The sequence below is a fragment of the Rhodococcus sp. NPDC077669 genome (genome assembly GCF_040686915.1).
Taxonomy (GTDB): domain Bacteria; phylum Actinomycetota; class Actinomycetes; order Mycobacteriales; family Mycobacteriaceae; genus Rhodococcoides; species Rhodococcoides fascians.
Genome location: NZ_JBFBMD010000046.1, coordinates 1 through 11,940, shown reverse-complemented (window position 1 = coordinate 11,940; position 11,940 = coordinate 1). Strand labels below are relative to the sequence as shown.

Here is an 11,940-nt window from a genome sequence, read left to right as displayed (position 1 = left end):
AAGCTCACCCCTATCGAGTTTGAGACAATCAACCGGACCGCACACGCGGCCTGAATCGCTCAACCCCACTAGTCAACTGAAGTCGGGGCAGTCCCGGAGGCTTTGACGGCGTCGACTGCGGTGTGGAAGTCGGTGTCGGTCAGGGTGGTCGAGAGTGCGATGTTCATGAGGGAAGTTCCTTTCGGTCGTAGAACTGCGGTGATGTGTGCCTACCCGATTCGGGGACGGCGAATACTCGGCACGCCCACCCTGGTGAGGAGTGCGCTGGCCGGGCACCATCCGACCGCTGCGTAGAGGGCGAGGTTCGCGGCAGCGAACGCGCTGAGCAGTCGCCACTGCGGTGCGTGGAGTTCGCCGAGGGCCAGGCCGGTGGCGGTGACACCGGCAGCGAGGGCGGGGACGATACGTTCGATCGGCCATCCCGCGAACGCGGACGAGTGGGTGGTGTTGGGGTCGGTCATGAGTGCTCCTTTCGGTGCGGTGGGGTGTCAGTGCGAGAAGCTGATCGACGGCAGCACCTTGCGTAGCCAAGCCGGTGACCACCATGCGGCGTGCCCGGTCAGACGCAGCAGGACCGGCAGCAGGATCAGTCTGATCAGGAAGGCGTCGAGCAGTACTGCGACACCGAGGATGATGCCCATTTCTTTCGGTGGGAGCGGATCGGAGAGTGCGAAGGTGAAGAACACTGCGACCATGACCGCGGCGGCGGCGAAGATGACCCGGCCGGAGTGCGCGAGCCCGTCGACCTGAGCGGCTTTCGGGTCTCCGGTCTTCTCGTAGTGCTCTTTCGCGGTGGCGAGGAGGAACACGGTGTAGTCCATGGCGATGGCGAAGATCATCGCGAAGAAGAACACCGGACCCCAGCCGTCGAGGAATCCTTGTGGGGTGAAGCCGAGCAGTGACGCACCGTGCCCGTCCTGGAAGATCAGCTTCGCGACCCCGAACGCTGCGGCGGTCGAGAGCAGACTGACGGCGGTGCCGAGGATCGCGATCAGCGGTGCTTGGAGCGCAACGAGCAGCAGGATGAAACCGAGCGCCAAAATGATGCCGATCACCAGCGGTAGGTAGTCGTTCAGTGCTTGCTGCAGATCGAGGTTCTCCGCCGGCGCACCGCCGACCAACGCCGACTCCGGCAGCTGCGCGCGCAGGTCACCGAGGATGGCGCCCATTCTCTCGTCCGAAGGGTCCACGGTGGGAAGTGCTTGCAGCAGTGAATAGTTCGAGCCATCGGACGCAGGTTGAGGCGGGGTGACCATCGAGATTCCGTCGACGGTAGTGGCTGCGGTGGCGGTCGCGGCCGCATCCGACGCTGGCACGACGATCTGCAGTGCGCCGGGCGCGCCGTCACCGAACTGGGCCTGGACGAGTTCGTAGCCCTGCCGAACCGGTGCGTCTTCTGGGACGACGGAGATCGAGGGCATTGCCACTTTCAGTCCGAGGACCGGAAGAGCCAGCGCGATGAGGATGCCGACGGAGACCAGAGCGAACGGCCAGGGGTGCTTGTGGAGTAGTTCGCCCCAGGCTGCGAATTTCGGGGAGCGGTGCTGCTGGCGCTTGGCGTAGGGCAAGGATGCGGCGTTGACCTTGGGTCCGAGTGCACCCAGGGTTGCGGGGAGCAGGGTCATGGTGGCGATCAGCACGAACGTGACAGCGAGCATGATGCCGACGGCCATGGTGCGCACCGCCGGTGCGGGAACGAGCAGGACGGCCGAGAGGCTTACCAGGACCGTCAGACCGGATAGGACCACGGCTTTGCCTGCGGTGTCCATGGTTTCGGCGACCGCAGCCCGTGGATCGGCGTTGCGCAGTGCGTCGCGGAACCTGGCGACGATGAACAGGGCGTAGTCGATTCCGAGGGCGAGGGCGAACATCATCGCGAAGTTCATCGCCCACACCGAGATCGGCGTGACGCCGTTGAGCAGAACAAGTCCGCCTGCGGATGCGACCAGGCCGGCGACGGTGAGTAGCAGCGGCAGACCCGCGGCGACGAGAGAGCCGAACGCGAGCACCATGATCGCCAAAGTGACCGGCCAGGAGAACAATTCGGCCTGGATCATCGCGTCGTGGTTGGCTTTGTTGAAGTCCGACCACAGTGCTGACGACCCGGTGGGGTAGACCTCGATGCCGTCACCGGACAGTGCGGTCAGCTCGCCTTTGACCTCGTCGACGGCTTTGACCATGTCGTCGGTACTCGCGTCTGCGCCGGCGATGAGGATGCCGGTGTGACGGTCGGGGCTGATGGTCATGCCCGGCTGGGGGGCGACGATCTCGCCGAAGCGGGTGTCGCTGTCGAACACAGCCGCGACGTCGGTGAGTGTCTGCTGCATCGCCGGGTCGTCGATCGAGGCGGTGTCGGAGTGAACGACGACCTGCACTGCTGCAGAGGAGTTGCCGCCGAAATGCTGCTGGGCGAGTTCGCGTACCTGGACGGATTCGGATCCGTTGGCCTGCCAGCCGGCCCCGGCCAACGACGAAAACACCGTTGGTGCAGCTGATCCAAGGGCGATTAGGGTGATCAGCCAGATACCGAACACCCAGCGGCGACGCGTGACCATCGCGCTCCCCAGGCGGCCGAGTGCGCCAGGTGCAGGTGGCCGGTCACGGTCGTGTCGGTCGGTAGCCGCCGCGGTAGCGGGAACGGACATAGCATTCTCCTAAATACGGGTGGGGGTATATGACAAGGCCACGAAGGCCCAAAAGCTTCCTCGAAGACTTAAAGGTGAGGTGTCAGCGATGAAACAGGGAGTGAAAAAAGCCGGTGCGCCTAGCTGGATCGGGTGCCTCGCTCGACGAGCAGGTGCACTGCTGCGGCCGTGGGACATTCTTCATGACGCTGTCGATGTGGCGCCCGCAGCCGGCCCAGGTGGTCTTACCGCATGTCGGGCATGCGACGGGGTAGCACATGGCAATCCTTCCTGGCGGGGTGTACCTACTGTTGCATATACCTAGGGGGGTATACAAGTACCCCTAGGGGTATAAATCATCGATGCGAGGGTGATGAATGGGAAGGTTCACCGCCGCGGGCGAAAGGGGAACGTTCGCATTTCGTGTAGGAAGACCGCGACTGCTCGAGACGGACTACAGGTCTACCTTTAACAGTGGCTGTATGACACCCACTTCTGAACAAGTGCAGCTGACTTCTGAAACTGACACGAGTGATGTCAGTTTCAGAGACTGGGCCGACTACCTGCTCGCTCGTTCCGAAGAGCAACAAGACGAATCATGAACGCCAAGCTGAAACAGTGAATGTGCACTTACACAACACATTCAAGGTCCTACCATCGAGCATTTCGACCAGGTTCGATCCGGGCATCGGGTCTCGACTACCTGTCCCTGTTTTCGGATACACCGACGAGTGGGCAGGTTACGTCGCCGGTGGCCCCCAAATGGGGTTGCGTCTACGATTCGGCGCTTGGGTAGGAAGCGACTGCTTCGACCTCGAACAGGATGTCGGGCATGGCCAAACCCGACACACCGATTACGGTCTGTGTCGGTGGCAGCTCCCCGCAGCTGTCATGGACAACACTTCCGATGATTCCGAGCTTCTCGAAATCCGGGCCGACGACGTAGGTTCTGAGTTGGACGATGTTGCTGTGGTCGAGCCCGTGCGAAGCCAGGGCCACGCCGAGGTTGGCGAATGCTTGTTTCACTTGGCCGGCGAAGTCGGCAGAGACGACCATGCCGTCCTTTCCGGATCCGTACTGACCGGAGACGAACACTAGGCCAGTACCGGCCGGCACTGCCGCAGTGTGACTGTAGCCGTAGGGAATTGGGTCGTGGAGCTCACTGGGGTTGATGACTGAGTGGGACATGGGTGTCACCCTTCTTGATCGCCGAGCGCCGGCGGGTTGCCGGAAGTTTCGTGGGTATCGACTTGGAGGACGTACGCCAACTGGGAGATGACTACGTCGCGGTAATTCGTTGCAGGAAGAGGCAGGTGGCCGAGTACCGTTGGGTACAGCACGCCGACGATGTTTGCCACTGCGACTTCGACGATGGACTCGACATCGAAGCGCGGGTCGAATTGACCGCTCTCCACTCCTCGACGAACAGCGTCCGCGAAGGGTTCTCGGTACTGGGTCGCCAATGCTGTGGCGTGCTGCCGGAGTTCGGTGTCGTGGGCGGCTGCCGTCCAGAATTCCATGAGCATCCGCCAGGTCGGAACATCCGTTGCAAGGCCACGGTCCACCATCGCCACCAGTTGTTTCCATGGGTCATCGAATTGCGCCGTGAATTCGCGCATGGCTTCAACGGCAACGGAAGTGGCGCGTTGGAAAGCTTCGATCAACATGTCCTCGCGAGATCCGAAGTAGCCCTGCAAGGTGCTTACTGCGATACCGGAGGCCTCGGAGATATCTGCGTACCTGGTGCCGCTGTATCCGCGGACCGCCATAGTCGATATCACCTGATCGAGCACGAGGAGACGCTTGGGGCCACCTGCTCGTCGGTTGCGCACTGCGGCTTCGCTCATAGCCATACCGTATCACAATACGGTATGGCTAGCCGGTTCAACATCCGCCTTCGATCACGTCCACCGCCGCAACGAGCCTCCGATTGACGTGACGGTGCGAATGGACGGGCTCGTACGGAACGGTTTCGCGCCCGCTGGCGGACGGCGGGCAGATCTGAAGATGCTTGGGCTACGGGGGCGTCCACCTCGGCTCGACGTCACCAAGGCTGGGCGAGCGGTGCCTAAACTGTTGTAACAGCCAAACCGGGGAGGAAGTGTCACCGTTTCCGAACACTGCAACTTTGAATATCGACACTCCGCCAGTCACGCGGATGGGCCAGCGAGCGGCGGGCCGACGGGGATCGACCCAGATGCTGACCACGACGTCCGCGGCCGTTCGATACGAGCGTCGAACACCATCAAAGTAGCTCTACCGGAGCGGGATCGACACATCTGGTCACTGTTCGAGGACTGGTGCACCGCCCACGATCACTTGGCACTACCGGCCCCACCAGAATCACTCGCGCAGTTCCTCCGTGCTCACCCTGCCGCGCCGGCAACCCAACGCCGCCGTATCGCGGTCATCGACGCCGCCCACCACCGGCACGCCCTACCGCCACCGGGACGCGCAGAGACCGTACGAGCTGCTCTCGACGAAGCCCGCACCACACGCCTGCACGGTCTCGCTGCCCTGACCGGCGGCATCATCGCCAGTCTGCCCGAATCCGGTTGGCCAGCTGCACTGTTCGCGCGCCGAGACGCACTGATCCTTACTCTGGCGTCGACCGGCCTGCCCTACACGCAGATTGCAGCCCTGCGGGTATGCGACATCACCGCCGACCTTGAGATCGATACCCTTCGCATAGAGACAGACGACGGCATCCGCACCAGCACCGCACAGGAACCCGGGGAAGCAGGCGCGTCCCCAAAGCGGGTGTATCGACGCTGGTGCGAGGTGTTGGGCCACCATGACCGCTATCCGAGCAACCGCATGCTCGCAGACGCCATCGACGCGGTGGCCGGCACTGCACTCACCGGATACGAGCAGTATCTTGATCCGGACGGTGAACAGCCACTGCTGACTCCGATAGACCGGTGGGGCCACACCCCGCTGCCCATGACCCCGCTCACCGCGCGTGCAATAGCCGACATCGTGCGACTGCACCTGGACGGGCGCGCACCTGACCACACACGCTCCCGGGTGAGGACACAGCTCTCAGACTCGTGCATCGCACCAGAGCCCGCATCGACGGTCGTACTCGACCCCGGCTACTACGAACGCGGAACACGCGCACGCAGAAACGCCCACGACCTTCTCGGAGACATCGATTCCACCCTCGCCGACGTCGAGGCTCGTGCGGATACCTTATTGGAGGATCTTCTCGAGTTCATCGGGTCAGAGACGGGTAGTGCCCTGACCGATCTCATCGAGTGACAAGCAGCTGCCCATGGCGAGTCCCCATCTCGATGTGGACGCGTGAAGACAGACGTGCGGTTGCCCACAGGTGCAGTCTTTCCAGCCACCTCTGCCTACGTCAGACTCGCGAACTTCGGGGGAGAAGACGTCGATGAATTAGTCCGACATCACCAACCATCGGTGCGTCATCGACACCCATACAGACATTCAGGGGGTTCGCCCGATCCGTTCACTGGTTCGACCGCGTCGTTTCTCTTTCGCATCCGACTACCGCATCATTCGGGTGGATCCGTTTGGACACGAGTGCGCCGGCGGAAATGTGCACCTCGTCCTCGAACGGATCAGCCATCTCAATCATCCCAGTTGTGGTCTCGCCGCACGGCCGGTGGGTGCTTCCATAACGAATGCGGTGACACCGGCGACGTACGCACAGTGTGTCCACTGGCCGAGCCGGCTCACCTGGCCTGAGCGTTGACCAGTAACCGGCCGTCGACGATTTCCACGACATCGTCCATGTCGGAGAGATGTGCGCGGTCGTGGGTGACCACCACCGTCGCAGTGCCGTTGGTGCGGGTCAGAGTGGTGATGAGATCGAGAATCGCCGCTCCGCGCTCGTGGTCGAGAGCGCTGGTGGGTTCGTCGACCAGCAGCACCGCGGGGTTGCTCATCAAGGCTCGAGCGATATTGACCCGCTGTCGTTGCCCACCGGAGAGTTGATGCGGCCTCTTGTGCGCGTGATCGCCGAGGCCAACAGCGTCGAGCAGCGTGAGCGCGTGCATTGCTGCGCCGCGGGGAGAGTGCCCATCGAGGTGGGCGATGACCTGCAGTTGCTCAACGGCGGACAACGACGGCAACAGATTGGGCTGTTGAAAGACCGTCCCGATCTTGGTGCGCCGCAATGTCGTCAATTGTCCGCGGGTCATTGCGACAGTGGATGTTCCGTCGATGACGACGCGTCCGGTATCGGGTGTGATCAAGGTGGCCGCCACGGCGAGCAAGCTGGATTTGCCGGAGCCGGACGGGCCGATGACGGCAGTCATCGTGCCTTTCTCGACGTGTAGGTCGACGCTGTCCAGCGCGGTCAGCCGGGCGTCGCCGTCGGGGTAAGTGAGGGTGATGTTGGTCAGATGCAGGCTCATCGTGCGCTCCAGAGTGCGGTGAGGGGGTCAACGGAGGTGATTCGGTTTATGGATAGTCCGGCGCCGACTGCGCCGAGGACGATAATGATCAGCGCGGGTAGCGCCACGGTGCCGATGTCGAGCACGAACGGCACGGTGCCGCCGACGAGTGCGCCCACTCCTGCGGCCAACCCCGTTCCGACGACGGTGCCGATGGTCAGCAGTACGACGGCTTGACCGAGCGCATCTCGAAGCAGATATGCGGTGGATGCTCCGAGAGCTTTGAGTACCGCGACGTCGCCGCTGCGCTGGATGGTCCACACGGTGAAGAACGCCCCGATGACAAGTGCAGAGATAGCGAAGAGGAAGGCGCGCATCAGTTGCAGCGAGCCGTTTTCCGAGCTGTAGGAGCCGACTGCGGACTTGGCGTCTGCGGTGGGCACCGTGTCGGTGCCGATCCGTTCGTCGGCCGCAGGGAGGTCGGCGTCGGCGACAGTGCTCAACCCGACCACTGTCGCTCGCAGCGGGCCGTCGGACGCTCCGCCGGACAGGGTCTGCCAGGCCTGCAAGTCCATGTAGATCACCGGGGTGTGGCTGTAGGAGGCGTCGCCGTCGACACCAGCGACCGTCAGCCGCTGTCCACCGAGGACGAAGTCTTCGCCGACTCCGACGTCGAGCTCGTCGGCGGCCGACGTAGACAGTACTGCGCTGCCGGTGCGGATTCGGTCCGATTCCGGTGCCAGAGTCGAGCCTGGCTGCACGCCGAACGCGGAGATCGAGGCGCTGCGCGGGCCGGCCTCGGCTTTGGTGGTCGTGATGCCGAGTGGTTCGGCTCGCTGAACTCCATCCACTTGTGCCCACTGCTGCCAGGTGGATTCGGTGACGGTGCTGTCGGTGAACGACACCGCCTTGCCCCCTGTCGGTGCCGAGAATGTCAGATGGTCAGCCGGCAGGTCGGTGATAGCCGACGTGCTTTCTCTGCCCAATCCTGCGGTGAGTCCGGACAACAGGCCGACCAACATGGTGATCAGCACGATGACGGTTCCCATCAGGGCGAACCGCCCTTTGGCGAATCGTAGGTCTCTCCAAGCGACGAACACGTCTTTTCTGCCTTTCTTGCAGACGACCGGATCAAGTACCCGGTGACTGAGTCCAACTCTCGCCGCTGCCTGGGTGCGGGGGCATCGACCGGGAGAGTGCATCCTGAGAGCCGGAAGGATCAGAGCCGGTTACACCTTTCGGCCGATGCCGGCCGAGTGCGAACCGCATAGCCTGGACACTGATATGGATCCGTCGTCGCTCACCCCTGTCATGCGCATCCTGCGCGGCTGCCTACATCTGTTGCTGGGGGCATTGCTGACGCTGTCGATCGTGCGTGCGGTCCAGGAGCGCGTACCGCACCTGATGGCGGTCGTCGTTCTTGCCGTGGTCCTGGGCGTGGTGTACGCGGTGGGCGCAACCTGGCCGAGAGTGCGTCACTCCGGGTCGATCGCCGCGGGATGGCTCGTGGCTGTCTGGGCGGTGTGGACGGCGTTGCTCGTGGTGAGCCCCGAGGCCGTGTACCTGGCGTTCCCGTTGTTCTTTCTCGAGCTCCATCTCCTGCAGACGAAGTGGGGCATGACGGCCGTTGTCGTCACGACCATCACGGCGATCGCTGGGTTCAGCTGGCATCAGAGAGGTTTCGCGGTCGGAGCGGTAATCGGACCCTCGCTCGGTGCCGCGGTCGCAATCGCGGTCGTACTCGGCTACCAGGCGCTCTATCGAGAGAGCGAACAGCGGCGCGCGCTCATCGAGGAGCTGACGGCTGCCCGCGGAGAACTGGCGGCGGCGGAACACGAGGCCGGGGTCCTCGCTGAACGTGAACGGCTGGCCCGTGAAATTCATGACACCCTGGCTCAGGGGTTGTCCAGCATCCATTTGTTGCTCCGCGCGGCCGAGCGCCTGCTCCCGGCGGGTTCCGACGAGGCGAACAGGCATGTCGTCCAGGCCCGAGAGACAGCGTCGAGCAACCTCGAAGAGGCCCGCCGCTTCGTTCGTGCGCTCACACCGCCGGATCTGGAGAACGGCTCACTTCCCTCGGCGTTGGAACGATTGTGCGCCCGCACTTCTACAGCTACCGGACTACCGGTCGACTGGCAGTTGTCGGGTGTTCCGGTACCTCTCCAGACAGCACACGAGGTTGCGTTGCTGCGCATCGCTCAGTCTGCTCTGGCGAATGCCACGCAGCATGCTGATGCCACCCGGGTGGCGGTCACCCTGAGCTACATGGACACCGAGGTGGCGCTCGACGTCGTCGATGATGGTGGGGGCTTCGATCCCGACACCGTCAGCACTGGGGATCGTGGTTTCGGGCTGCCCGCGATGAGGGCTCGCGCTGACTCACTGCGCGGCACCCTGGCGGTGGAATCGAAACCTGGCGAGGGCACAGCCATCGCCATCACTGTGCCGTTGGAGGTGCGAACATGATCCGCCTCCTCATGGCCGACGACCATCCGATAGTTCGCGCAGGATTGCGCGCGGTACTCGAGACCGAGCCGGACTTCGTGATCATCGCCGAAGCGACGACAGCCGAGCAGGCGATCGAACTGTCAGCCGAGCTCGAGGTCGACGTGGTGCTGATGGATCTGCAGTTCGGTCCCGGAATGCACGGCGTCGACGCCATCGCCCGCATTGCCGCCCTCCCCAGCGCACCGTATGTCCTGGTATTGACGACTTACGACACCGATGCCGACATTCTCGCTGCCATCGAAGCCGGCGCGGTGGGCTACCTCCTCAAAGACGCACCGCCCGATGATCTCTCTGCAGCGGTGCGCACGGCAGCAGCAGGAGGGTCGGCGCTCGCGCCTGCCGTCGCATCGCGGTTGATGGACCGGATGCGGACACCCGGCAGCACACTGACGTTGCGTGAGATCGAAGTGCTGCAGTTGGTGGCAGACGGACATTCCAACGTGCAGATCAGCCAGCAGCTGTTCCTGAGTCAGGCCACCGTCAAGTCCCATCTGGCCCACATCTACCCGAAATTGGGCGTCGACTCACGAACCTCGGCCGTGGCAGCAGCAACGTCCAGGGGCCTGATTCGGCCTGGGCAACAGCAACACTGACCCGGCACGCGTCAGTTCGGACCCGGCTCGCACACTTCGAGGTGGTCGTCGGGCGTACTTACAGCACCGTCATCGAAACATTGTTTCCCCCCGACTCCTTTGCGCGATACATGTGAGCATCCGCCGTTCTGGCCATTCGCACAATGGTCGAGGCCCCGATACCGGGCGACATCGAACTGACTGGGAGCACTGCTGCGCCGATGCTTGCTGTCACAGGTACCGGATCTGTCGGATGATACAACCCTGTTTTGACCAGATGGATCAATTCATGCAGATCGCATTCCGCGCCAGTGGACGCCACCAGAAATTCCTCGCCGCCCGTTCGTGCCACAACGCCTCGTCTACCTGCCAGTGCGGCCAAACGATTTGAAACCAGTTGAATGACCTCATCCCCACGGGCATGCCCATGATTGTCATTGACCCGTTTGAACTTATCTATATCGACTACGAGAACTACAAGAGAAAGCTGTTTTTCCTCGGCCTCCGCCCACAAATCGAGTAGTGCGTTGTCTGCGCCTCTCCTGTTGAAGACGCCAGTGAGGGGGTCGAGTGTCGACTGCCGGGCGTCGCGCGAGATCAGGGTCCACACAACTTGAGCGAATACCGGTGTGCCGTTGGTAGCCACGAGTACGGTGCATGTCGTAGCTAGAATCGTTGCTGGGTCCTCATTTTGACCAAGATATGCTAGATAGCCGAAAATTAGTGTAAAAACACTTGACCATGTGAGGTGCGCCGCCAGCCATCGCGGGCTCATGAGATATCCAACAAACGCCCCCGTCACCGAGAAGAGAACACACCCGGTCAAACGCCCGAAATCATCGTAGAAGGCCAGAACGGAGGTCAATCCTACGTCCCCGAAAATGGCGAACATAACAAAGACTTGTACCAGCCTTTTCCGACCATTGGGCAGAGGCAGCACCAGCCAGGCACCTGCAACCGCGACCTGAATTCCCAGCATCACGACAATCCAGGTTCTACCGCTCTCGCTCGTGGGACCATGGAAACTGAACAACATGACCGTCGAGATAAAAGCGATGGACAGAGTCCCCGCTGCGATGACCCCACCGAGAAGTCCGCGCAAATGACGGGTGGAGTGATGAAGTACTATCCAGTCGTAGTCGAACGGTTGCGTGAACCAGTCCGACAGTGCCGCGGAGGCTCGGCCGAAAGAGCTCTTGCGATGCCGACCCGACCGCGGTGGCTCACCGTAACGCTGCGACCGGATCGTATGCACCCATCCCCATTCCGTCGACCGTTGCCAGCTTCACTAGAAGGCCCAGTCCGGTCGATGCGCAACCCCGACTGCACAGGTGGAGCAAGGCTCGTACCCGCCTGTGCCGACCTCACAGCTACTTCAAGTTCGATGAAGCGGCTCGGCCCACAAAGCCGGAGTCATACCGTCATGTTCGTCTTACGCTTGTCGCGACCGGAACGCAGGTGGTTCGCCGGCGCAGAAACACAGACTTGTGATCTGTTGCGTAGGAATGGTAGCCATCCGGTCGAACAAGGTCCATAGCCTGCGCTGCTCAATTCTGAGGAAATGGACAGACATCGACGACGATGGTTTCCGATTGAACCAGCACAGGTTACGGGTGCAGGCGGAGTCAACAATCATCAGAGCCTGATCCACCCTCGCCGACGTCGAAATCCGTGCGACCGATTACTGGCGGATCTCCTGGCGCGCCATTTGGGTCGAAAGCGGACGGTGCATCGACACTGCCACTAAGTGACGTGCAGGTCAGAATCATGTGCACTTACGCGGCTCTTCCCAGATGAGGGTGTAGGTCGGCCGGGCGCGTCGGTCCGCAGGTAGACGTCGAGGTCTCCCGACGATGGAGGTTCCTACGCCATCCA

General features: G+C 62.5%; 10 protein-coding genes. 3 read left to right on the top strand and 7 right to left on the bottom strand.

The features are described 5' to 3' along the window. Positions 1–209: 209 nt before the first annotated feature. From AB0P23_RS25090 to AB0P23_RS25075, 4 genes are all read right to left on the bottom strand, one after another. Positions 210–461 carry a YgaP-like transmembrane domain gene (locus tag AB0P23_RS25090; protein ID WP_032374049.1) on the bottom strand — a complete coding sequence of 84 codons (252 nt, stop codon included), beginning with the start codon at positions 459–461 and terminating at the stop codon, positions 210–212. A 27-nt stretch (positions 462–488) separates the two neighbouring features. After that, positions 489–2,555, bottom strand: a complete 2,067-nt coding sequence (locus AB0P23_RS25085; protein WP_363799747.1) for an MMPL family transporter — start codon at positions 2,553–2,555, stop codon at positions 489–491. A gap of 843 nt (positions 2,556–3,398) precedes the next feature. Continuing rightward, a complete protein-coding gene (locus AB0P23_RS25080) occupies positions 3,399–3,812 on the bottom strand; it encodes a Rid family hydrolase (protein WP_006898173.1) in 414 nt (137 codons plus the stop codon). A 5-nt stretch (positions 3,813–3,817) separates the two neighbouring features. Further along, on the bottom strand, positions 3,818–4,471 hold the full coding sequence (locus tag AB0P23_RS25075; RefSeq protein ID WP_230593575.1) for a TetR/AcrR family transcriptional regulator: 654 nt from the start codon (positions 4,469–4,471) through the stop codon (positions 3,818–3,820). A 472-nt stretch (positions 4,472–4,943) separates the two neighbouring features. On the opposite strand from AB0P23_RS25075, the gene AB0P23_RS25070 reads away from it, so the two are divergent. Next, complete coding sequence (locus tag AB0P23_RS25070; protein WP_052061716.1) at positions 4,944–5,885, top strand: hypothetical protein; 942 nt, start codon at positions 4,944–4,946, stop codon at positions 5,883–5,885. Between the two features lie 437 nt (positions 5,886–6,322). Here AB0P23_RS25070 and AB0P23_RS25065 read toward each other — a convergent pair whose 3' ends face one another. Next, a complete protein-coding gene (locus AB0P23_RS25065; RefSeq protein WP_032401344.1) occupies positions 6,323–7,006 on the bottom strand; it encodes an ABC transporter ATP-binding protein in 684 nt (227 codons plus the stop codon). Beyond that, positions 7,003–8,034, bottom strand: a complete 1,032-nt coding sequence (locus AB0P23_RS25060; RefSeq protein WP_197077432.1) for an ABC transporter permease — start codon at positions 8,032–8,034, stop codon at positions 7,003–7,005. Before AB0P23_RS25060 ends, AB0P23_RS25065 begins: the two co-directional genes overlap by 4 nt. Before the next feature lie 235 nt (positions 8,035–8,269). Between AB0P23_RS25060 and AB0P23_RS25055 the strand changes: the two genes are divergently transcribed. After that, positions 8,270–9,451, top strand: coding sequence for a sensor histidine kinase (locus tag AB0P23_RS25055; protein WP_219520293.1), 1,182 nt, complete (start codon positions 8,270–8,272; stop codon positions 9,449–9,451). Next, the gene (locus tag AB0P23_RS25050; protein ID WP_045840988.1) at positions 9,448–10,086 is read left to right on the top strand and encodes a response regulator transcription factor; all 639 of its coding nucleotides are present in this window, start codon (positions 9,448–9,450) and stop codon (positions 10,084–10,086) included. The genes AB0P23_RS25055 and AB0P23_RS25050 overlap by 4 nt, the downstream gene beginning before the upstream one ends. 58 nt (positions 10,087–10,144) lie before the next feature. On the opposite strand, the gene AB0P23_RS25045 is transcribed toward AB0P23_RS25050, so the two are convergent. Then, positions 10,145–11,044 (bottom strand): GGDEF domain-containing protein, encoded by a 900-nt coding sequence (locus AB0P23_RS25045; protein ID WP_230593580.1) that lies wholly within the window; start codon positions 11,042–11,044, stop codon positions 10,145–10,147. Positions 11,045–11,940 lie beyond the last annotated feature (896 nt).

What these genes read in the sequence shown, in the direction of transcription:
- AB0P23_RS25090 (WP_032374049.1), bottom strand. Translation starts at nt 461, where the DNA reads ATGACCGACCCCAACACCACCCACTCGTCCGCGTTCGCGGGATGGCCG.
- AB0P23_RS25085 (WP_363799747.1), bottom strand. Translation starts at nt 2,555, where the DNA reads ATGGTCACGCGTCGCCGCTGGGTGTTCGGTATCTGGCTGATCACCCTA.
- AB0P23_RS25080 (WP_006898173.1), bottom strand. Translation starts at nt 3,812, where the DNA reads ATGTCCCACTCAGTCATCAACCCCAGTGAGCTCCACGACCCAATTCCC.
- AB0P23_RS25075 (WP_230593575.1), bottom strand. Translation starts at nt 4,471, where the DNA reads ATGAGCGAAGCCGCAGTGCGCAACCGACGAGCAGGTGGCCCCAAGCGT.
- AB0P23_RS25065 (WP_032401344.1), bottom strand. Translation starts at nt 7,006, where the DNA reads ATGAGCCTGCATCTGACCAACATCACCCTCACTTACCCCGACGGCGAC.
- AB0P23_RS25060 (WP_197077432.1), bottom strand. Translation starts at nt 8,034, where the DNA reads ATGGGAACCGTCATCGTGCTGATCACCATGTTGGTCGGCCTGTTGTCC.
- AB0P23_RS25055 (WP_219520293.1), top strand. Translation starts at nt 8,270, where the DNA reads ATGGATCCGTCGTCGCTCACCCCTGTCATGCGCATCCTGCGCGGCTGC.
- AB0P23_RS25050 (WP_045840988.1), top strand. Translation starts at nt 9,448, where the DNA reads ATGATCCGCCTCCTCATGGCCGACGACCATCCGATAGTTCGCGCAGGA.
- AB0P23_RS25045 (WP_230593580.1), bottom strand. Translation starts at nt 11,044, where the DNA reads ATGCTGGGAATTCAGGTCGCGGTTGCAGGTGCCTGGCTGGTGCTGCCT.